Genomic DNA, 20,912 nt, shown 5'->3' with positions numbered 1-20,912 from the left:
GGAGGCAAAAACCTGGTAATTGGTCCCCGAAAGGCAAGGCAATCAGCAAATTCACTCCACTTCGAAAATCTGTCCCGGCGTTTGACCAAACAGGAGCCGTATTGGCCTGCGATTTTATTCCACTTGTAAAACGAACGGCATATTGATATCATTTTTACTTTGGGGAAGTATGAGAAAAGTTTTCAAGAAGGCTTTGCATCCTTCCACTCCTAAACCATAACGGTTGATGAGCTAACTTATCCATTCGCCATTCAACGATTGGGTTTAATTTTTTATATGAAATTTATGGAATGAAGGAGGCAAATGTAATGGAGTCAAATGGTGGGTCACTGCAAAAGAAATTATTGCCGCGGCATATTAGCATGATGGCAATGGGAGGGGCAATAGGTACCGGGATTTTTAAAGGAAGTGCCGAAACCATATCATTAGCAGGGCCAGGAGTTATATTCACTTATATTTTTGCAGGATTATTACTGCTTGTAGTCATGGGTGCTATAGCGGAAATGGCAATTGTCTATCCAAATACGAATATGAAAGGTTTTGTTCGGAAAGCATTCGGTAACCGCTTTTCATTCATCATAGGCTGGATGTATTGTTTCATGTGGCTATCCGTATGTGTCATTGAGGTAGTGGTGGCAGGAAGCTTTTTGCAGTATTGGCTCCCAGCAATCCCGCTTTGGATATTAAGTTTAGGTTGTGCGGCTTTCATCATTGGGATTAATATGATGAATGTCAAAAATTATGGTGAATTCGAATTTTGGTTTGCTGGCATTAAAATTACAATGATCATCGTATTCATCATATTGGGAGCCTGTATTTTATTTGGAGTCATCCCAAGCGGCGGATCTAATTATCTACAAAACTTCACCGGGCATGGAGGATTTTTCCCAAATGGGTGGATGTCCATCTTTTCGGCATTACTGATCGTCATGTTCTCCTATGGTGGTTCAGAGTTAATAGGGGTGACGGTAACCGAAGCAAAGGATGCGGAACGCATTTTACCGAAGGTCATTAAAAACTATATTTGGAGAGTCGTATTATTTTTCACCTTACCGATACTTGTAATCTGCGGTTTGATTCCTTGGAACGAAATTAGCGACCAGGCAAGTCCGTTTGTACAAGTTTTGTCAATGTCCGGTTTTCAGGGATCTGCACATATCATGAATTTCATTTTAATTACGGCCGTCTTATCTGCTGCTAACTCTGGAATATATGGGTGTACCCGCATGCTGCATTCTTTGGCTGCAGAAGGGGAAGCTCCCAAGTCGTTCTCTTATGTATCAAAAAATGGCGTTCCTTTGTATAGTTTGATATTAAGTGCATTTGTATTGGTCGTCGGCTCCATGGTTACTTTCGTTGCACAGGACAAGGCATTTACTTTATTAATGGCGTTTCCAGGTTTTGTAGTATCCCTTGTATGGATCAGCATCTGTTTAGCGCAGCTAAAACTTCGCAATTCATATCCCAAAGCCCCGAGTTTTAAATTGTGGGGATTTCCATATGTAACCTTGTTTGCCATAATCACCTTAAGCATCATTTGTGTAACGTTCGTGTTCAATGAACAGAATCGGATCAGTATCATTGCTTGCCTGATTGTCTTGGCTTCATTAATCTCGATTTCCATTTTTAAATTTAAAAGTGGGGATGAGCAGGAAACAACGATGATAGAAAAGGATATTGCTAAATAAATTCACGAAAAAGATACGACATGGGCAAAGGCGTCCATGTCGTATCTTTCATTAATAATCATCGATATACTGCAACTTCATTTCGATCGTCGTTCATGTACCTGACGTTTCATTGATTATATGTTGTAAGGAGGATATGAACCTCTCGTTTTCAAGTGGAGTGCCGATGGTCACGCGGATAGTATTTTCATAGCCTAGCAAATGACCGGAACGGATGATGACACCTTGAATTAATAACTTCTCAAAAATGTTCCTGCCAGGCTGGTTCAGTTTAACCATCAAGAAGTTGGCATGTGAAGGGAAGAATGTTAATCCTATCTTGCTTAGTTCGTTTTCTAAATATCTTCTTCCTTCCCCATTCTTACGAACACATTTCTCAACAAATGGATGGTCGTCGAGGGAAGCGAATGCCGCAGCCTGTGCTAAACGATTGGTATTGAAGGGTTCCTTCACTTTAACTAGCTCTTGTATGATGGAAGCATCCATTAAACCGTATCCAATCCTTAATGCAGCCAGTCCATAAATCTTTGAAAAAGTGCGTAAGATCACCAGATTTGAATGCATATTTAAAAGTGGCAAGGTTTCTAAATATTCTGCATCATCGACATATTCATAGTATGCTTCATCAATAATCAGTAAAATATGTTTCGGCACCTTCTCGATAAAAGAGCGTAACTTTTCTTTTTGAACGATCGTTCCTGTCGGATTATTGGGATTACAGACAAATATCATTCTTGTTTTTTCTGTTATGGCATCATACATCCCCTCCAGGTCATGTACACCATTAATAAGAGGTATCTTTACTGGTGTGCCGCCGTCAATCAATACATTCGTTTCATATCGTGGAAATGTCACATCAGCCATGATGACTTCATCATTTTGTTGGATATAGGTTCTTGTTAACAAACGAATCACTTCATCAGATCCATTGCCTAAAATGATATGATCTTTATTGATATTCAATTTCCTTGCCAACTTTTCAGCTAATGCAGGTGCCATGCCTTCAGGATAAAAGGAGGTTTGCTCCATTTCGGTAATCATGGCTTCTTTTGCTAGAGTTGAGCAACCGAATGGATTCTCATTGGATGCCAATTTAACGATCGTTTCAAGACCGAGTTCACGTTGCACCTCTTCAATTGGCTTGCCGGAAACATATGGGCTAATGCTTTCGATGTTTTGGCGAACCGGGATTTTCGTAAAGGTCAATGCAGGTTCCTCCCTTTGGTAAATTCTGAATTTTCTTTTTCTATTGGATTATTTTAATGATAGAATATTAACTGATAAAATTACATACAAAAAAGAATGTATTTTTCACTATCCATACAACATTTTAAAGAAATATAAGCTTATATTCCTTCATTATGAAAGGCGGTTGCTTCATGGATGAAATAGATGTCAGTTTACTGGAACTTTTACAAAAGGATGGACGCATTACGATTAGTGAACTATCGAAGAAATTGGCTCTCAGTCGACCTAGCATCTCTGAACGTATGTATCGCCTGCAAGAAAAGGGGATCATTGAGGGGTTCAGTGCAAGGGTATCACCTCTGGCAATAGGAAGAGGTGTACTTGTGTTCATTCAGGTGAGTGAACTTAAGGTTCCAGTATCCGATTTTGAGCAATTGGTGAAAAATGATTTAGACATTATCGAGTGCCATCGTGTAACAGGAACCGTTGGATATTTTTTGAAAGCGGCTTTGGCTGATATGGACAGCATGAGATTACTGATAGATCGATTAATACCCTATGGACATCTGAATACATCCGTGGTTTTGACATCCCCGGTACCTTCCCGCTCCATCCTTCCTAGGATCAATGAAATGGAGGATCATGGTGCGAAATACTAGGTGGAATTTCAACCGATCCTTGTAAATGGGTTTGCACATGAAGGTTTATAGAAAGGAACGAGGCACGGTGCCTGTTCCTTTTTTGGTGTTATTATAAATCCATCAAAGCCCCGAAATATTGCTGGGCTGTTGTAAAACAAATGAATGCCAATAGTTCAGAAATCTCTTCGTCACTGAATGCCTCCTTCAATACTTGGAAAAACTTTTCCTCCGTTTTTTCACGTTGTAAGAGGAACACTTCCGCAAAGGCTATTGCATAACTTTCTTTCATATCTTCAGGCTTTAGTGGAATCCCTTTTGCCTGACAATAGGAGCAGCCATTACCGTATGCCAGGACCCTTCTGACGTTTTCCTTTAACTTCTTTGAAAGTTTCCCATCTGCAGATATGCAATCTGAGAGGTCCGACCATTTATGCGAAATCTCTTCAGAATGAAATAATCTTTGAAATGGACTGGATCCCTGCGATGATTTTTTTATTCTTGTCATGAACATCTCTCCTTTGAGATAATCTTAATATAAAAATCCAGGAATTTTAATTCCATTTGTAAAGTATTATGGTTTAATAATGAATGAGTGTAAAGAAAAGAAGGGGAATTTTTGTATAATGAAAATTGATGAAAAAGACCAGAGCATCCTTGCTGAATTAACGTTGAATAGCCGAATATCCATGAGGGAATTGGCAAAGAAAGTAAAGCTCTCCGCCCCCACCGTTGCCGAACGGGTAAGGCAAATGGAGTCGTTCGGGGTCATTAAAGGGTATGTGGCCGAGATTGATCATAAAAAGATCGGTTTTCCAATTGAGTGTATCGTGGAAGCAACGATAAAAAATGGGGAATATGAGAAATTTAAAAAGTATATCTCCAAGGTGCCGAATGTTGATTTTTGTTATCGAATTGCCGGGCAGGCTTGCTTTATGCTAAAAATCCACAGTGAGAGCCTTGAAGAAGTGGAGGAATTCATCAATCGGACCATTCCGTTTGCGGCAACCGTCACCCATGTGATCCTTTCACAGGTGGAGCGGGAACCGGAATGAGTATTTTTTTCTAACATGATGTGTGCAGCGCCTGGATATTTCCAGGTGTTTTTTTGGGCGATCAATGCCTTCGGTGATTCAATAAGAATAAGCTATCGGAATAAGGGGTACATGTAATAATGGATTCGAATCTGAAAAGGTGGGGTGAGGTATCATGGAGGGAACGGACGACTTTAAACCTGAACTAGCCAGAGAAGCAGTTAATGTGATTGAAAAAGTAGCTGGAACATATCCTGGTTATCGGCGTGCGCATGCAAGGGGATATGTTTATGAGGGGGTTTTTACCCCAAACGGAAAAGCGTCCCCAATAACGGTGGCCCCGCATCTTCAGGATGAAGCTGTGCCGGTGATCATTCGGTTTTCAAATAGCTCGCCGATTCCAAGCCATCCTGATGCCATTTCCCCTGTAAAGGGCATGGCCGTCAAGTTTCAATTGCCGAATGGAGAGGAATCAGATCTCATTACTGTGACCATTCCGTTATTCTTTGCGAAAACACCGGAAGCGTTTATTGATATTGCTGACTTTTTCAAGTCTGCCAAAGAAGGTTTCCCCAATCTGAAAGAGCTTGCAAAAATCCTGTGGAAATACCCTGAAAGCAAGGCAAGCCTGCAAATGCTTAAAGAAATGCGTTCTCCAGCCAGTTTCTCAACTTGTCAATATTACTCCATTCATGCATTCTATTTCATTAACGCGGAAGGAAGGCGGCAGGCCATCAAGTACGAGTGGGTACCTGATGCCGGCCTTAGTATGCTGGAAAAAAGGGAGGTGGCCAAGCATTCGCCGGAGTATCTGGTTGAAGAAATGGAAGAGAGGCTCAAGCAAGGTCCGGTGGGCTTTAATTTGAACATCCAAATAGGAGGGGAAAATGACCCGACTGACGATCCAACCACGGCTTGGTCGGAAGATAAACAGGTAATCACGATAGGGCATTTAATGATTTCCAGAAAATCGGCAGTGTTTAAAGATACTTTAATGTTTGATCCAACCAGTATTACTGAAGGAATCGAATGCCCGGAAGACCGAATCTTGCATTTTCGCCATAGTGCGTATGCCGTCTCTTATGAACGTCGGATAAATAACGAATGAAATCAAGAAAAAGGGAATTCCCTTACTATAAGGGTCCCCTTCAGACTGTCGGCAAACTGCTTTACTTTCTTCGGACTGAGCCAAGCCTCTTCAAAGCATCCGCCCGTGGGGTCTTGGCAAGCCTGTTATTCGGCAGGAGTGTCGCAAATTTTCTTCAATTTTACGAGGGTCTCATTTATATAACAGTAAAAAACAATAAACTAGTCATGTTTTAAAATTATGGTTCGGTGGTCAATCCGAACCCCTTTTTCGTATGTTTACATTTTTCCGGATCTGAAAATGGTGTAGAGCATAAGTAAGAACATCAGGGTTGCAACGACAAATCCTATCTCGATGACCGGTATCTTCCATAGGATCAAGGTTTCCCCGCCTATTGCAGAGCCGATAATGAGACCGACCATGATTATGCTGAATGCTAGCAGGATAATACTGAAGGACAGCCGGTTCGAGATTTGATCAAGCTTATGTAAAAAAACTTGGAGTTCGGGAATGTTGATATCGAGCCGCAATTTCCCTTTTTTAATGATACCTGTCACTTCCTTGATATCCTTGGGCAATTCGGCAATGGCTTCGGCAGACTCGATGAATTGATTCCAGGCGTTCTTCGCAATGTTTTTGGGGTTGTAGCGTTCCTTAAAAAGCCTTTCCCCAAAAGGTTCAGCTGCCTTCATAATGCTGAAATTCGGATCTAATCCTTCGACTATGGCCTCCATGGTAAGCAAAGCCTTGCCGAGCATCGTGAATTCGGGAGGGATTTGGACTTGATGCCGATTGGCAACCGTGAACAGGTCATTGACGGCTCCGCCTAAGCTGATTTGGCTCAATGGGATATCATAATATTTATTTCGCAGTTCATCGATATCCCCTCTTAATGGGGCCATGTCGATTTCGTCCGTCAGGAGGCCCATCTCTGAAAGCGTCTTGATCAATCCATTGGTGCTGCCGCGTTTCAGATTGATGACAAGCGAGGCGAACTGAAACTTAGTTTCTTCCTCCAGCCGTCCTACCATTCCGAAATCCATGAGTGCGACGACATTCCCTGGCAAAATGATGATATTGCCAGGGTGGGGATCGCCGTGGTAAAAGCCATCGATCAATATTTGCTGAAGCATGGAATTCGCTAATCTTTCCGCGATTTTCCGGCGATCATAACCTTCATCATCAAGCTGTTTATAATGATTGATCTTAATTCCTTGAATGAAATCCATCGTCAGGACCCTTTTTGTGGAAAACTCCCAATGGATCCTTGGTACCTTAAACCCTTGATCATCGATGAATTGCTTGGCAATTCTTTCCCCGTTTCGGCCCTCGGAGTTATAATCGAGTTCTGAACGGAGTGATTTAGCGAATTCATCAATCATTTTTCTGATCTGGTAGCGTCTTGCCCAAGATATGCGTGCTTCCATCAGTCTTGCCAAATCATCGAGAATTTCCAAATCCGTTTCCACAGTCGGCAGGATATCGGGCCGCTGCACTTTGATTGCTACGACTTCCTGCGATGGAAGCCGTGCCGTATGGACCTGCCCAATCGAAGCGGTTGCCAGTGGGGTTTCATGAAATTCAAGAAAAATGTTTTCCAAAGAATCACCCAATTCGGCTTCGACAATTTTGCGAACCCTCTCAAATGGAAAGGGGGTGACCTGGTCCTGTAGCTTTTCAAGTTCGCGGACGATTTCGTCAGGAACGAAATCACGCCTCGTACTTGCAATCTGACCAAGTTTAATGAATGTAGGTCCCAAGCTTTGTAATATCGTATGCAGCCGCTCTCCAATTGAGCGGAGGTTCAGGTTTTCATCAGGTTGGAGTTTCGATGCAGCTTTGCTCTCGGATAATCCCAGACGATAGATGAAGTAACCAAAACCATTTTTCAAGAAGGCATTAATGATTTCTTGGTAACGATGTGCGTGTTTCAGTCGCTTGCGAAACATTCAAGTACCTCCTGATCAGGATTGTATGTTTTGGTTCTGTTTTTCCAAAATTGCGATACGGCGCTCCAATTCCTGAACTTCTTCTTTAGTTGCCAAGTTTAGGCCATTGAGCGCTTGGTTGACTTTGGCTTTGACGGAATCATCCAGCTGCCTTTGGGCTTGTTCCCCTTTTTCGACCCATTGCTTAATAAGGACCTTGGAGTCTTCTTTTGAGATATCGCCTTTTTTCACAAGAGAGTCCACTGCTTTTTCAATTTGCTCTTTTGTGGCAGCGGCAGCACCTAATCCTAAAGAAAACGCATTTTTTAATAAGTCCATTTTTACATTCCTCCAATATAAATTTTCACACTGTAAGAAAGCTAATGGCGGATGCCTTTCACCGTGGTTCATTCTTGTTGTTACTATCTATCATACATCACTTTAGGGCCGTACAAAAATATAAGGGTCCTGCAGATTTTTGATGATAATGAAAAGGATTAGTTGATCAGTCAAGGAAATGTTTGAAGTGAAGCAAATTGGATATTATGATAGGGACAAATCTGTGAAAGTGAGGATGGAATAATGGGATTCGCAAATAAAACGGTGATTGTAACAGGCGCTTCGAATGGTATAGGGAGAGGCGTGGCAAAGGGATATGCAGAAAGCGGCGCTTCTGTCGTTCTCGCAGATTTGGACGAGCGGGAAGGTGTTCTGTATGCGGAAGAGCTCAAAAGTAACGGTCATGAAGCCATGTTCGTTAAAACGGATGTACGTAAGGAGGCTGACATACAACATTTGATGGATGTAACTTTAAAAACATATAAGACCATTGATATATTAATCAATAATGCAGGAAAGGCATTGTTCAAATCGCTTTATGATCTGACGATTGAGGAATGGGACGATATGTTGAACACGAATTTGCGCAGTGTTTTCCTTTGTTCCCGGGCAGCGGCAGAATCGATGCGAAAAAATGAAAAGGGAGGTGCAATCATCAATATAGCATCAACCAGAGCGATAATGTCTGAGCCGGATTCGGAATCCTATGCCGCGACAAAAGGAGGGATCAAAGCACTGACACATGCACTTGCCGCTTCTTTAGGCAAAGAGAAAATTACGGTCAATTCGATTTCTCCGGGCTGGATTGAAACGGGAGAGTATGACTTGCTGAGGGAAAAAGATCATCAGCAGCATTTTTCCAATCGGGTTGGCAAACCGGGAGACATTGCAAGGGCCTGTCTTTATTTGACGGCAACGGAAAATGATTTCGTGACGGGTGCGGATCTTATCGTCGATGGAGGCATGACAAGAAAAATGATGTACGAGGAGTAACTCATTTTTTCCGATAGAGATATTGCAGTTCAGTTCCGAGCTCACGGTTGAGCAGCTGTTCCATTTCTTCAAGCTCTTTTATGCCGATAGGGGCATCGGCAGCTGTCCAGTGAACGGTATAAACAAAATAGTAATCTCTTATTTTTCGGAAAATAACAGGCGAATTCGGGAATTGATCAAAAATTGCCCTGATATTATAGCGTCTCATGTAGGACCACTTAACAAGCTGCATGTAGCTACCCATCCTTTTCAAAAGAGATCAATGACTGCCAGGAAGGCAGCCATTGGTCGGTTCTTATTTATCGTTGAATAAATTGAATAAGCCTCTAGCTACGCTGCCTTCTTCGGATGATCCTCCATTTTGCGGCGCTGCAGCAAATACACGGCTGGCAAGCCGGCTGAATGGCAAAGATTGCACCCATACGGTTCCGGGCCCTTTTAATGTTGCAAAGAATAAACCTTCGCCTCCGAATAAAGCGGTTTTCACGCCTTTTACAGTTTCAATATTATAATCTACCCCGCTAGTCATTGCCACTAAACATCCTGTATCTACGCGTAAAATCTCTCCGGCTGCCAATTCCTTTTTATGGATCGTACCGCCGGCATGAACGAAGGTCATTCCATCTCCTTCAAGTTTTTGCATGATGAAGCCTTCACCGCCAAAGAAGCCTGCCCCTATTTTTCTCTGAAACTCTATTCCGACCGAAACGCCTTTTGCTGCCGCCAGGAAAGCGTCTTTTTGACATATGATTTTCCCGCCTAGCTCGCTTAAATCCATCGGGATGATTTTACCTGGATAAGGCGAGGCGAATGAAACGTGTTTTTTATCACGTCCTTCATTCGTAAAAGCCGTCATGAAAAGACTCTCACCAGTCAGGAGCCGTTTCCCGGCACCGAATAACTTACCCATCATTCCGCTGTCACCATTCGAAGACCCATCGCCAAAGATGGTTTCCATCTTGATTCGATCTTCCATCATCATTAAACTTCCCGCTTCGGCAATCACCGTTTCCTGAGGGTCCAATTCCACTTCAACAAACTGCATGTCATCTCCATATATTTTAAAATCTATTTCATGGTTATTCATTTTCCATTCCTCCTATCCGCCTTATTTTCATTGTAAAAGATAAACTCTTAACCTGCCAATATTTTTCAGTTTTGCACCGTAATTTATATATTTTTTGTTTTCAAGGGTATATCTAGTAAAATGAAGAAAGAAAATACAGCATGACACTTAAGCTGAAATGAACCTTATCTTAAGTGTAGGGGGAGACAACCATGGAAACTTACATATTATCATTGGACCAAGGAACGACAAGTTCGCGGGCCATTTTATTTAATAAAAGCGGGGAAGTCTTGCATATTGCGCAAAAGGAATTCACCCAATATTTCCCGAATCCTGGATGGGTGGAGCATAACGCCAATGAAATTTGGGGTTCCATCCTATCGGTAATCGCCTCCTGTCTATCGGAAATGAATGTAAAACCGGAACAGATCGCTGGAATTGGCATTACGAATCAACGGGAGACGACCGTGGTATGGGATAAGAAAACAGGTCAGCCGATCCATCATGCCATCGTCTGGCAATCCCGGCAGACAAGCGAAATTTGCACTCAAATGAAGGATGAGGGTCTCGATGACTTATTTTTGCAGAAAACCGGTTTGTTGATTGATGCTTATTTTTCCGGTACAAAGGTGAAATGGATTCTCGACCATGTAGATGGGGCACGGAAAAAGGCTGAAAACGGAGACTTATTGTTTGGTACGATCGATACGTGGCTGATATGGAAACTTTCGGGTGGTAAAGCACATGTAACCGATTATTCAAATGCTTCAAGGACACTGATGTATAACATTCATGACCTGAAGTGGGATGAAGAGCTGCTGGGAATCCTGCAAGTGCCGCAATCGATGCTCCCGGATGTTCGCTCTTCATCGGAGATATACGGGAAAACAGCGCCACACCATTTCTTTGGACACGAAATCCCGATTGCCGGGGCAGCTGGAGATCAACAGGCAGCTTTGTTCGGCCAAGAATGCTTTGAAAAAGGAATGGCCAAGAATACGTATGGCACCGGATGCTTTATGCTGATGAATACAGGAGAAAAGGCAGTGAAATCAGAACATGGCCTATTGACCACGATTGCATGGGGGCTGAATGGAAAAGTCGAATATGCCTTGGAAGGCAGTATTTTTGTCGCAGGTTCGGCCATACAATGGTTAAGGGATGGGCTGAAACTCTTGCATGATCCGAAAGACAGTGAAAAGTATGCTTTGCGGGTCACTTCAGCGGATGGAATCTATGTAGTCCCCGCATTTGTTGGATTAGGTACCCCTTATTGGGATAGTGATGTCAAGGGAGCTGTATTCGGACTGACAAGGGGGACATCGAAGGAGCATTTCGTCCGGGCAACATTGGAAGCGTTGGCTTACCAGACAAAAGATGTCCTTAGCGCCATGGAAGCCGATTCAGGGATTAACCTAAAGGCATTGAGGGTCGATGGCGGGGTTGTCAAAAACAACTTCTTGATGGAATTTCAAAGCGGTCTCCTGAACGTCTCCGTCGAAAGACCGGTTATTACTGAAACGACAGCGTTAGGCGCAGCGTATTTGGCTGGACTCGCTGTCGGGTATTGGGAAGATCAGGAAGAGATTTCAAAGCTATGGGCAGTCGATAAGAAATTCGAACCCGGGATGGAAGAAGAGGAAAGGAAAGATTTATATACTGGCTGGAAAAAGGCAGTTCAGGCGGCAAGGGTTTTTAAATAGAGTAAGTAAGGGTATTATTAATAGAGGAGAGAGATGAATACAGAACGTCCAAACATAAAATAAGGGGTGGTAAGATGTTAGTTAAGGATTTCATGATAAGAGAAGTCTTTGTAGCCCGTCCTGATTTTACATTAAAGGAAATTCTGCGAATTTTAATTGAAAATAAAGTGGGCGGGGTACCGGTCGTCGATGAGCATGATAAGCTTTTGGGAATGGTCACGGACGGGGATATCCTTCGTTATTTGACACCTGCAGAAGAAGCCATCATGGGATATTTCACCTACATTACGGTTCTTCCCGGTGAAGAATTGGATGAAAAGGTTACATCCAAAATGAGTGATAAAGTCTCGCAAATCATTAAAAATAAAAGGATTACAAAGCTATCCCCCGAAGATCCGTTAGATGAATTGATAAAGGTCCTTTCCAAGCATCATTTCAAGAAAATCCCCGTCGTGGACAAAAATAATAAAGTCGTCGGCATCATCAGCAGGGGAGATGCACTTAGGGCTCTATATAAGGAATTCGTTCAAAAGCTGGAATAAATGAAGATCAAAAAAGGCCTGCTCGTAATCGAGCAGGCCTTTTTTTGTAATTATCATTGAGTGCTTTCTACTGCTTTATCTGCATCAGATTCACCTTTTGCTCTTTTTTCCTTCAATTTAAAGTAGGCGTCCATTACGTCCCGCCCGATCCGTTTGTTAATATCATCAGAGGGCTTTCCTTGATACACCCATGGCACGACGACAGAGAATGCCACTTCCGGATTATTGTGAGGTGCATAACCTACAAGTGTCAGATTGATAGTCGGGACTGGCGCGCTATATTGATTCCTCCGCGGTCCGTCGTAAAAGGCCTCGGCAGTACCCGTTTTTGCTGCCGCATGGTAGGACTTCCCGCCGAAATATTTATATGCCGTCCCGCCTGGCTCCTGGGCAACCTGCCTGAATCCTTCCTGGACACGCTGCATCCAAACGTCTTTCCCGCCTAAATCGTTTAACACTTTGGGACTCATTGTTTTAAAGACGCTGCCCAATTCATTGTGTTCGTTGGATGGATTCCTGATTTCCCTGACCATATGGGGCTCAAGCCTTTTTCCGCCATTTGCAATCGTCGAAACATACTGTGCCAATTGCATAGGAGTATATGTATCATACTGGCCAATTGATAAATCCAGCAGCAATCCGTCTGTTGACATATCGACTCCTTTAAACCCTACGGATTCATTTGGCAGGTCGATGCCTGTGCGGACACCCAATCCAAATTGGGCATAATGATTCCGCATGATTGAATAAGCTTCCCGGTTGATCCCTAACGGCCGGTTAGGGATATAATGACCGCCGGCAATTTTGATTGCCGTCATGAACATATAGACATTCGACGATTTCTTTAACGCAGAGACATCGGTTACATAACCCAAATCACTATAAGATCCTTTCATAGGGGCCCCTGCTAAAAGGAGTTTTCTGTCAAAAAAAGCTGACCCTGGTGCGATGGCTCCTGTCTGAAAGCCCGTGTAGACCGTAGCCCCTTTGACAGATGACCCCATCGTATAGGAGGTCGTAATGTTTCCAAGGGCGAAATCGTTCATTTCGGTCAATCCGGTCTTACTGTTGCGGCCGTATTGCCTGCCGGCCATTGTAAGCACCTCGCCTGTATTCGGGTCCATTAAAACGACAAAGGCACGATCCAATAAGTAGGTATTTCCTTTAGCTTTCGATTTCGACAATTCTCTCTCGATGATTTTTTCAACCTGCTGCTGCAGCTCCATATCAATTGTCAGAACCAAGTCTTTTCCGCTTTGCCCTTCAGTCAGGGTATTCGTATTGATGACTTCCCCTTTGCTCAGCACATTTTCAATCCGCGTCTTTTGACCGCGCAGGACATCTTCATATTGTTTTTCGATATAACTTTTTCCGACTCGGTCATTCCTGGTATAGTCGCGTGCCAGATAATAGTCGATATTTTCACTGGGAATGCCTTCTTCGGAAGAAGAGACCTTGCCAAGAACCGAGCGGAGGGTCTCATCATACTTATAGGTCCTTTCCCAATCCGTCGTTACATCCACGCCTGGCATTTCATCCAAATGTTCGCTGACCCTGGCGAATTCCTTAGTGGTGACATCTTTATTCTTCACGATCGACGGTGCGAGGGCATAGCCGCTATTGAATTCCCGGAAGATGGCGATCACTTCCAATTCATCCTTGGTGAATTCGTTGATATCCTCATCGGTTACCCGTTCCATTTGAAGTTTGTATAAATCTTTTTGTTCCAGTTTCTTTTCGATTACTTTCTTCTTCTCGGCCTTGGTGATCAAGGCTTCGGCTTCTTTCGGATGCTTTAAAATCCAAAAATCCTTTTTATCCGGCAGGGTTACCTTTTTGGTATCTTTTTCTATCAAGGTGGCAAGGACCTCTGCCGTCTTCACCATATCGGCCGTTTTCGTATTCGGGTATTTCGTATAGGTGATGGCATTACGTGGCTCATTATCAACGACCGGATTCAAGTTGCGGTCATACATCTTGCCACGGGGAACGGGGGTATTGGCCACATCGTTTTCCGTTCGGTCCACTTCTCGAAGGTAATCATCCCCATACACGATTTGGACGATGCCAAGCCGGATGATTAGGCTTGAAAATAAAATGAATATTAAAAAGAACAAAAAGTTCAGTCGGAAAGGAATTGGGGTTTTTTTCTTTTTTTCTTTGGCCATCAGTAACATTCCTTTCTAGTAAAAGTAAAAAATAAGAAAATTCCTATCTCCAATGATATATAAAATTAACTTATTTTTCTATGCTTTATCCGTAAATTTATCTATATTTCCAAAAGAATGTTTTGAAGTTATATCATTCCTCGTAATCTTATAATTAGGAAAATTGATATAAAGGCCAATGAGTCCGAAGGGGTTTAATAGATAAAGAGAGGGCGGAGCGGCATAGCGACCATTATGGGGAGAGAAATATATGAGTCGCTTTTGTGAAAAAGGGGAGCTCACAAAGTAAATGAATGAACAACCTTTGGAATCCATTCACAATGACTTTAGTACCATGAATTTTGATTTTAAGCATTAATTTGCTTCATATTTCTTAACGGGAGTTTGAGTCGCGACGCTGATAATCTCTTTGAAATATCCGCAAAGCTCAAGCCATTTTTCAGGGTATATATAGATGAAGCGTTCGATCGTTTCCAGAGAGTGAAGCACCAGGCAATCGATTTGACCCGTTTTTTTATTTTGTAAATTAAGTAGAAGCTCATGCGGGATGGTGTAATAAGGATGGATTTGATACGGATTCAGTATGACCGGGGAAATATTCTTTTCCTCTATATGCTTGTCCGTCATAATCTTTTGGATTGCCAAGCTTTCATCCGTATGTAAATCCCCGATTTTGTAATGTGGATTCAATAGTACAATGCCTCTCATTTGTTTCACCCATTCTTTTTGCTAACCATTCTTGCCAAATGGGGGATGGGATATTCAAAGTAAGAGGCTTGATGCTAGAAAATGGCTTTCATTCCGTTGAGGGTTTTCAGCTGCTTGACATTTTCGAGCACCTCGTTGGTCAGGTCCGCCTTTTTAATGATCGGTGTGCTTCGTAAATCTTCTATGAAGCTTTCATTCGTGAACCAATCAAAGGAATGGGGAGGAAAGAAAAGTTGATCATCCCATGCATCATGTAGAGTGGGGCTGTAGACTTTATCATCTTTTGACGTGGATGCATCAGAGGTATATATGCTTCCCCAGTAATCCTTTCTGGAACCAGTGTGGGGAATCTCTTTTGTAAATTGGCCAACACCGCGAAAAACCGCCGGATGCTGAAAAAGGAGCCCATATAATAATTTCCCCGTTTCAATCCGCTGTTTCGGGTCGGCAAAGCGTTCGATGGTAAGGCCTGTCAAGTTATGAAGCCCTTTTTGCTTGTTTGCATAAGGAAAGATCACTTTCATGAAGCCTAAGTACTCCTGAAGCTGAAAATCAAGCCTGCGGAGGATTTCACCATGACGGGTGCGCTTTAAGATCCTTTCCTGAAGCATTCTTTGTTCATTAATGATGAGGGCCGTTGTCAAAAGGGGTGAATGGGGATCTTCGATGAAAGATTCCCAAATCGGGGCCATGAATCTTGAAATGCGGAATACTGGAAAATACCTTCTTAGCGGAAGTTCTTTTTGTTTAGAATGTTCATATAAAAGAAGCTGGGGGAAGGCATCTGCAAATATGGCCGAATTGGCGCGCTCAAGGAACAGGAAAAATTTCTGCCGTTCGGCTCTGTCAAGGAGATGGGTCATGGTTGAACTTTTCAAGTCAGTCATATGGTATCCTCCATTCCTCGAAACCATATGTGCTAAAAAGGCCCAATGGACCTCTGGATTACGATTGTAGAAGGCAAGATATGCTTGTGTTCTTGTAATATTGTTCCGGTTCAAGGCAGCCGTCTCGGTTCGAATGCTTTTTATAAGGGCGGTTTCCTCAGGAAAAAATGCTTTCGACTCATCAAAAGGCTGAAAGAGCTCTTTTTGTAAACGGGATTTTAGCGTGTCATATCTTTCGGCATCGATGATGGGTTTTGTTTTGACAGGGTGTTTGTCCATCAGCTTCTGCAAATATTGGGAAAGCATACAATCACCACGAATGTTTTTCGATCATTATATGCAGAGCCGTCAAGAAAAGGGCGTTGCATTTGCAACGCCCTAAAGGTGATATCATCGGTTATTTTTCTTCTTCTTTTCCCAGTACAATAAAATATAATAAACGATCCAGAAAAGAAACACAGGAATGAAGGATAAAAATCTATATTGGACCGGTACGGCAAATAAGATGAAAATGGATGAAAATAAAAAGGGAACTGCTAGGAGTATATATTTTCTCCATTGCATATGCTGAACCTCCTTAGGTTACGTCATCCTTATAAGAATAAAGGATTATCCAGCAATAATCTAGAAAAGTCGCAATTGACAAAGCTATGTAAAACGTAGTAACCTTTAAATATAAGTTAAATATTACCAATAATTATTGAAAAAGGAGGCGAACGTCATGACTAAATCAGTTAAGCACAGTGATGTCACAATTGAATATCATACGTCCGCCTGCCCTGGGACCTTGTCTTTCTAGACAAAGGATTCAACGTAACGTGTTCATTGATCATTTTAAAGCGCAGGTGTGGAGTTTTCGCGGCCTGCGCTTTTATATGTGTTCATTACGCATCTAAAAAAGCTTCCGCTAATTGGCGGGGGCTTTTCTGCATTTGGGGTACAGGTGCATAAGCATCCTTTCCATATAAATGATAGGAGGAATTTTAAATGAGACGAAAGACAATGGAAAACTTATGGCAACCCGGAGATCCAGAAAGCGGTTAGCGAGTGAAAGGTTTGAACAAAAGGGAGGGGAATTCATGTTTGCGATTTTTAAAAAGCTGTCCTGGTTCTTTAAAGAACAGTGGCGGCGTTATACCTTGGCGATTTTATTTCTGTGCCTGGTGAATATCCTGGAGGTTATTCCGCCAAAACTCGTCGGGAATGCCATCGATGATATGAACAATGGCAGCATGACACAGGAAGGGGTCATGAAATACGTTATTTATTTGCTCATGGTACTGAGCGGCAGTTACCTATTTGGTTATTTATGGAGTTACTTGTTATTCGGCGGCGGTAACCTGGTCGAACGAAAGCTAAGGTCTGGATTTATGGGCCATTTGCTGAAAATGACGCCGACGTTTTATGAAAAAAACCGTACAGGGGATTTAATGGCAAGGGCAACCAATGATTTAAAAGCAATATCCCTCACTGCTGGTTTTGGGATATTGACGCTCGTTGACTCGGTGCTGTTCACCATTACGGTTGTGGTCATGATGGGAGCCACGATCAGCTGGGAGTTGACGATTGCGGCGGTGCTGCCGCTGCCGATCATGGCAGTGATGATGCAAATTTACGTGAAGAAAATTTACAAACGATTTACGGATGCACAAGCAGCTTTTGGTACTTTAAATGACAAGGTCCTGGAATCCATTTCAGGCGTCCGTGTTATCCGGGCCTATGTCCAGGAGCGGGAAGACGAAAAGCGATTTGATGAAATGACAGAGGATGTATATCGCAAAAATCTGGCCGTGGCAAAAATCGACGCACTCTTTGATCCGACAATCAGCATTATCATCGGCATCAGTTATTTAATCGGGTTAGGCTACGGGGCTTATCTTGTGTTTCAACAGGCCATAACGCTTGGCGGACTTGTTTCGTTCAATGTGTACCTAGGCATGTTAATTTGGCCGATGATAGCGGTGGGTGAACTGATCAATGTCATGCAAAGAGGAAATGCCTCGCTAGATCGTGTTCAGGATACCCTTTCATATGAAGCGGATGTGAAAAATTCATTGGGTTTGAAGAGTATTCAAAAACCGGGAAATATCCAATTCAATTCAGTGTATTTTACATACCCGTCCTCAACGGTTGTGAATCTATCCAATATTTCCGTTCAGCTTGAGCGCGGTCAAACATTGGGGATAGTGGGGAAAACAGGGAGTGGAAAAACGACATTCGTGAAGCAATTGCTGCGGGAATATCCTTTAGGAACAGGTGAAATCGCTTTTGCAGGCATGCCGCTGGAGGAACTGAACCTTGAAGATATTCGTAAATGGATCGGCTACGTTCCACAGGACCATTTCTTATTCTCGAAGTCTGTTAGGGAAAATATCTTATTCGGTAAAATGGATGCAACGGAAGAGGAACTGTCTGAAGCTATCTGGCTTGCGGATTTTGAGAAGGACTTAATGATGCTGCCCAACCGTCTTGAGACACTCGTCGGTGAGAAGGGTGTCGCCCTATCTGGAGGGCAAAAGCAGAGGATCTCGATTGCCAGGGCACTGATCAAAAATCCGGAAATCCTTATATTGGATGATTCCTTATCCGCTGTAGATGCAAAAACGGAAACGACAATCATCGAAAATATCCAAAATGAACGTGCAGGAAAAACGACGATCATCACAACCCATCGCTTATCAGCCGTTCAGCACGCGGACCGAATTATCGTGTTGGACAATGGAGAGATCATCGAAGAGGGGACTCATGCGGATTTACTGCAAAAGGATGGCTGGTATAGAGAGCAATTTGAACGACAGCAGGTTGACGAAGGGACGGAGGTGAAGGCATGAAGGTCGTAAAGAAACTTTTTAACTATGCTGCCTTTTATAAAAAATTGATCATTGGCGCCCTGATCATGTTGGCACTTTCGGTAGCGGCCGATTTAACGGGTCCTTTCGTTGCCAAGAAAATCATCGATTCACATATACTTGGCATCGAATCCACCTGGTATGAAGCGGGTGAAGGAAAAGATGCTGTTGAGTATGATGGAAATTGGTATAAACGGGCTGATTACTTTGCAAAAAGTGAGAAGAAAGGCAGGGAAGTCCATGTTCTGCAGGTAGGCAATCAATTTGTCTTCGTTAATGAAGCTGTCCCTATCGATGGGCGCAGAACCTTGGAGAACCAATCGTTGATCATTAAGAAAGACGGAGAAGAACAGCGTACGCAAGCAGTCAAATTGACGAATCAGGAAGTGATGCGGTTTTACCAACCGGAAATCCCGCGGATCATTAAGCTTGTGGCCTTTTATTTTAGTCTTGTCATCCTTTCCTCCATTTTTCAATATGGGCAGAGTTATTATTTACAGAAAGCGGCGAACCGTATCATACAGAAAATGCGAAATGATATTTTTACGCATATTTCCCGTCTGCCGATACGTTATTTCGATAATATGCCAGCAGGGAAAGTTGTAGCCAGGGTCACTAATGATACGGAAGCGATCCGGGAATTATACGTAACCGTGCTCGCCAACTTCTTCTCGAGTACGATTAATATTTTCGGGGTTCTGATTGCTTTGTATATTTTGGATCCGCGAGTCGGTACCATTGGTCTTTTACTTATTCCGATCATCGTTATCTGGACGATGGTATACCGTAAATTCGCCTCGAAATATAATCACATCATTCGGGAGCGGGTCAGCGATATTAATGGGATGATCAATGAATCCATTTCTGGAATGAGCATCATCCAGGCATTTGGGCGTGAAAGGGAGACGAAGCAATCTTTTGAAAATCTGAACAGGGAGCATTATTCCTATCAAAATAAAATGCTTCATTTGAATTCGTTGACGGGCGGAAACTTGATTGGTGTCATTAAGGTTTTGGCGCTAATGGCATTCGTCTGGTATTTCGGCGGGATATCCCTTACAGCGAGTTCAGCCATTTCTTTAGGGATGATGTATGCAATTGTTGATTTGATCAGCCGCCTGCTTCATCCGCTTCACGGGATCGTCAATCAGTTCGCTAACCTTGAACAGGCACTTGTTGCAGGGGAGCGGGCATTCAGTTTATTGGATGAGCAGGGAGTGGCAGTCAGTGATGAAAATATGTCCAGATACAAAGGAAATGTGCAATTCGAAAATGTTTCTTTTGGTTATAAAGATAATGAATATGTGTTAAGGGACATTTCCTTCTACGCTAAACAAGGGGAAACGATTGCTTTAGTTGGCCATACTGGGTCAGGAAAAAGTTCCATAATGAATTTATTGTTCCGTTTTTATGACAGCAGTGAAGGGCAAATTAAAATCGATGGCACGAATATATTGGATATCCCCCATCAGACCCTTAGGGAGCATATGGGAATCGTCCTTCAAGATCCCTATTTATTTACTGGCACCATCGCTTCCAATATCAGTCTGAATCATAAAGGCATCACAAGGGAAATGGTTGAAAAATCATTAAGGGATGTAGGGGGGGACAAAGTGTTGAAGCATCTTCCTTTAGGGTTGGATGAACCCGTGATCGAAAAAGGGGGAACGTTGTCTTCCGGACAGCGGCAGCTAATCTCTTTTGCTCGTGCTCTTGCATTCAATCCTGCCATTTTGATTCTGGATGAAGCGACAGCAAGCATCGACACTGAAACCGAGGCAATTATCCAGGAGGGAATGGAAGTGCTGAAAAAAGGGAGAACGACATTCATCATTGCCCATAGACTTTCCACGATAAAAAATGCCGACCAAATTCTTGTACTGGATAAAGGGAGGATTGCTGAGCAAGGTACACATGAAGAATTAATGGAGTTAAAAGGGAAGTATTATCAAATGTATGAACTGCAGGCTGGTCCGCATAAAGGCATGGCTGGCTGAACAAAGAATAAGGATGGATAATCAAGATCAAACTATTATGAGGGTGCCGTAATCGGTACCTTCAAGCGAAATTGTTGATAATAGTAATCATTACGTT

At 42.8% G+C, this 20,912-nt stretch carries 19 protein-coding genes; 9 read left to right on the top strand and 10 right to left on the bottom strand.

Annotated elements, in window-relative coordinates; translation table 11 throughout:
- Positions 1-308: 308 nt before the first annotated feature.
- Positions 309-1,688 (top strand): amino acid permease, encoded by a 1,380-nt coding sequence (locus tag BW986_RS09660; protein ID WP_076367383.1) that lies wholly within the window; start codon positions 309-311, stop codon positions 1,686-1,688.
- Positions 1,689-1,781: 93 nt separating this feature from the next.
- On the opposite strand, the gene hisC is transcribed toward BW986_RS09660, so the two are convergent.
- Positions 1,782-2,894: a histidinol-phosphate transaminase gene (gene hisC, locus BW986_RS09655; protein WP_142244559.1), complete on the bottom strand. Its 1,113-nt coding sequence runs from the start codon at positions 2,892-2,894 to the stop codon at positions 1,782-1,784.
- Positions 2,895-3,067: 173 nt separating this feature from the next.
- Between hisC and BW986_RS09650 the strand changes: the two genes are divergently transcribed.
- The gene (locus BW986_RS09650) at positions 3,068-3,535 is read left to right on the top strand and encodes an Lrp/AsnC family transcriptional regulator (RefSeq protein WP_076367379.1); all 468 of its coding nucleotides are present in this window, start codon (positions 3,068-3,070) and stop codon (positions 3,533-3,535) included.
- A 91-nt stretch (positions 3,536-3,626) separates the two neighbouring features.
- On the opposite strand, the gene BW986_RS09645 is transcribed toward BW986_RS09650, so the two are convergent.
- Entirely contained in the window at positions 3,627-4,022 is a 396-nt protein-coding gene (locus tag BW986_RS09645) for a carboxymuconolactone decarboxylase family protein (protein ID WP_076367377.1), read from the bottom strand.
- Between the two features lie 118 nt (positions 4,023-4,140).
- On the opposite strand from BW986_RS09645, the gene BW986_RS09640 reads away from it, so the two are divergent.
- Positions 4,141-4,569 (top strand): Lrp/AsnC family transcriptional regulator, encoded by a 429-nt coding sequence (locus tag BW986_RS09640; RefSeq protein ID WP_076367375.1) that lies wholly within the window; start codon positions 4,141-4,143, stop codon positions 4,567-4,569.
- Between the two features lie 154 nt (positions 4,570-4,723).
- Complete coding sequence (locus tag BW986_RS09635; RefSeq protein ID WP_076367373.1) at positions 4,724-5,656, top strand: catalase family peroxidase; 933 nt, start codon at positions 4,724-4,726, stop codon at positions 5,654-5,656.
- Positions 5,657-5,913: 257 nt separating this feature from the next.
- On the opposite strand, the gene BW986_RS09625 is transcribed toward BW986_RS09635, so the two are convergent.
- Positions 5,914-7,584: an ABC1 kinase family protein gene (locus BW986_RS09625; protein WP_076367369.1), complete on the bottom strand. Its 1,671-nt coding sequence runs from the start codon at positions 7,582-7,584 to the stop codon at positions 5,914-5,916.
- 15 nt (positions 7,585-7,599) lie between these two features.
- Positions 7,600-7,902, bottom strand: a complete 303-nt coding sequence (locus BW986_RS09620) for a phasin family protein (RefSeq protein WP_076367367.1) — start codon at positions 7,900-7,902, stop codon at positions 7,600-7,602.
- Between the two features lie 243 nt (positions 7,903-8,145).
- Between BW986_RS09620 and BW986_RS09615 the strand changes: the two genes are divergently transcribed.
- A complete protein-coding gene (locus BW986_RS09615; protein ID WP_076367365.1) occupies positions 8,146-8,895 on the top strand; it encodes a glucose 1-dehydrogenase in 750 nt (249 codons plus the stop codon).
- Position 8,896: 1 nt separating this feature from the next.
- Here BW986_RS09615 and BW986_RS09610 read toward each other — a convergent pair whose 3' ends face one another.
- Positions 8,897-9,103, bottom strand: coding sequence for a hypothetical protein (locus BW986_RS09610; RefSeq protein WP_222620127.1), 207 nt, complete (start codon positions 9,101-9,103; stop codon positions 8,897-8,899).
- Between the two features lie 87 nt (positions 9,104-9,190).
- On the bottom strand, positions 9,191-9,982 hold the full coding sequence (locus tag BW986_RS09605) for a TIGR00266 family protein (protein WP_076367363.1): 792 nt from the start codon (positions 9,980-9,982) through the stop codon (positions 9,191-9,193).
- 191 nt (positions 9,983-10,173) lie between these two features.
- Between BW986_RS09605 and glpK the strand changes: the two genes are divergently transcribed.
- On the top strand, positions 10,174-11,664 hold the full coding sequence (glpK, locus tag BW986_RS09600; protein ID WP_076367361.1) for a glycerol kinase GlpK: 1,491 nt from the start codon (positions 10,174-10,176) through the stop codon (positions 11,662-11,664).
- Between the two features lie 74 nt (positions 11,665-11,738).
- Complete coding sequence (locus BW986_RS09595; protein WP_076367359.1) at positions 11,739-12,206, top strand: CBS domain-containing protein; 468 nt, start codon at positions 11,739-11,741, stop codon at positions 12,204-12,206.
- 53 nt (positions 12,207-12,259) lie between these two features.
- Here BW986_RS09595 and BW986_RS09590 read toward each other — a convergent pair whose 3' ends face one another.
- From BW986_RS09590 to BW986_RS30115, 4 genes are all read right to left on the bottom strand, one after another.
- Positions 12,260-14,374 carry a peptidoglycan D,D-transpeptidase FtsI family protein gene (locus BW986_RS09590; RefSeq protein ID WP_081395558.1) on the bottom strand — a complete coding sequence of 705 codons (2,115 nt, stop codon included), beginning with the start codon at positions 14,372-14,374 and terminating at the stop codon, positions 12,260-12,262.
- A 354-nt stretch (positions 14,375-14,728) separates the two neighbouring features.
- On the bottom strand, positions 14,729-15,082 hold the full coding sequence (locus BW986_RS09585; protein WP_076367355.1) for a hypothetical protein: 354 nt from the start codon (positions 15,080-15,082) through the stop codon (positions 14,729-14,731).
- A gap of 74 nt (positions 15,083-15,156) precedes the next feature.
- Positions 15,157-16,275 carry a DUF2515 family protein gene (locus tag BW986_RS09580; RefSeq protein ID WP_076367353.1) on the bottom strand — a complete coding sequence of 373 codons (1,119 nt, stop codon included), beginning with the start codon at positions 16,273-16,275 and terminating at the stop codon, positions 15,157-15,159.
- A gap of 84 nt (positions 16,276-16,359) precedes the next feature.
- Positions 16,360-16,533, bottom strand: coding sequence for a hypothetical protein (locus tag BW986_RS30115; RefSeq protein ID WP_179086033.1), 174 nt, complete (start codon positions 16,531-16,533; stop codon positions 16,360-16,362).
- A gap of 515 nt (positions 16,534-17,048) precedes the next feature.
- Here BW986_RS30115 and BW986_RS09575 point away from each other — a divergent pair.
- Both BW986_RS09575 and BW986_RS09570 read left to right on the top strand, forming a co-directional pair.
- Positions 17,049-18,800, top strand: coding sequence for an ABC transporter ATP-binding protein (locus BW986_RS09575; protein WP_076367978.1), 1,752 nt, complete (start codon positions 17,049-17,051; stop codon positions 18,798-18,800).
- Entirely contained in the window at positions 18,797-20,815 is a 2,019-nt protein-coding gene (locus BW986_RS09570; protein WP_076367351.1) for an ABC transporter ATP-binding protein, read from the top strand. Before BW986_RS09575 ends, BW986_RS09570 begins: the two co-directional genes overlap by 4 nt.
- Positions 20,816-20,912 lie beyond the last annotated feature (97 nt).

The sequence above is a fragment of the Peribacillus simplex genome (genome assembly GCF_900156045.1).
Taxonomy (GTDB): domain Bacteria; phylum Bacillota; class Bacilli; order Bacillales; family DSM-1321; genus Peribacillus; species Peribacillus simplex_D.
This window is presented reverse-complemented; position numbering and strand designations above follow the sequence as displayed.

What these genes read in the sequence shown, in the direction of transcription:
- BW986_RS09575 (WP_076367978.1), top strand. Translation starts at nt 17,049, where the DNA reads ATGTTTGCGATTTTTAAAAAGCTGTCCTGGTTCTTTAAAGAACAGTGG.
- BW986_RS09650 (WP_076367379.1), top strand. Translation starts at nt 3,068, where the DNA reads ATGGATGAAATAGATGTCAGTTTACTGGAACTTTTACAAAAGGATGGA.
- BW986_RS09570 (WP_076367351.1), top strand. Translation starts at nt 18,797, where the DNA reads ATGAAGGTCGTAAAGAAACTTTTTAACTATGCTGCCTTTTATAAAAAA.
- BW986_RS09635 (WP_076367373.1), top strand. Translation starts at nt 4,724, where the DNA reads ATGGAGGGAACGGACGACTTTAAACCTGAACTAGCCAGAGAAGCAGTT.
- BW986_RS09640 (WP_076367375.1), top strand. Translation starts at nt 4,141, where the DNA reads ATGAAAATTGATGAAAAAGACCAGAGCATCCTTGCTGAATTAACGTTG.
- BW986_RS09660 (WP_076367383.1), top strand. Translation starts at nt 309, where the DNA reads ATGGAGTCAAATGGTGGGTCACTGCAAAAGAAATTATTGCCGCGGCAT.
- BW986_RS09645 (WP_076367377.1), bottom strand. Translation starts at nt 4,022, where the DNA reads ATGACAAGAATAAAAAAATCATCGCAGGGATCCAGTCCATTTCAAAGA.
- BW986_RS09585 (WP_076367355.1), bottom strand. Translation starts at nt 15,082, where the DNA reads ATGAGAGGCATTGTACTATTGAATCCACATTACAAAATCGGGGATTTA.
- BW986_RS09595 (WP_076367359.1), top strand. Translation starts at nt 11,739, where the DNA reads ATGTTAGTTAAGGATTTCATGATAAGAGAAGTCTTTGTAGCCCGTCCT.
- glpK (WP_076367361.1), top strand. Translation starts at nt 10,174, where the DNA reads ATGGAAACTTACATATTATCATTGGACCAAGGAACGACAAGTTCGCGG.
- BW986_RS09620 (WP_076367367.1), bottom strand. Translation starts at nt 7,902, where the DNA reads ATGGACTTATTAAAAAATGCGTTTTCTTTAGGATTAGGTGCTGCCGCT.
- BW986_RS09625 (WP_076367369.1), bottom strand. Translation starts at nt 7,584, where the DNA reads ATGTTTCGCAAGCGACTGAAACACGCACATCGTTACCAAGAAATCATT.
- BW986_RS30115 (WP_179086033.1), bottom strand. Translation starts at nt 16,533, where the DNA reads ATGCAATGGAGAAAATATATACTCCTAGCAGTTCCCTTTTTATTTTCA.
- BW986_RS09590 (WP_081395558.1), bottom strand. Translation starts at nt 14,374, where the DNA reads ATGGCCAAAGAAAAAAAGAAAAAAACCCCAATTCCTTTCCGACTGAAC.
- BW986_RS09605 (WP_076367363.1), bottom strand. Translation starts at nt 9,982, where the DNA reads ATGAATAACCATGAAATAGATTTTAAAATATATGGAGATGACATGCAG.
- BW986_RS09610 (WP_222620127.1), bottom strand. Translation starts at nt 9,103, where the DNA reads ATGAGACGCTATAATATCAGGGCAATTTTTGATCAATTCCCGAATTCG.
- BW986_RS09580 (WP_076367353.1), bottom strand. Translation starts at nt 16,275, where the DNA reads ATGCTTTCCCAATATTTGCAGAAGCTGATGGACAAACACCCTGTCAAA.
- BW986_RS09615 (WP_076367365.1), top strand. Translation starts at nt 8,146, where the DNA reads ATGGGATTCGCAAATAAAACGGTGATTGTAACAGGCGCTTCGAATGGT.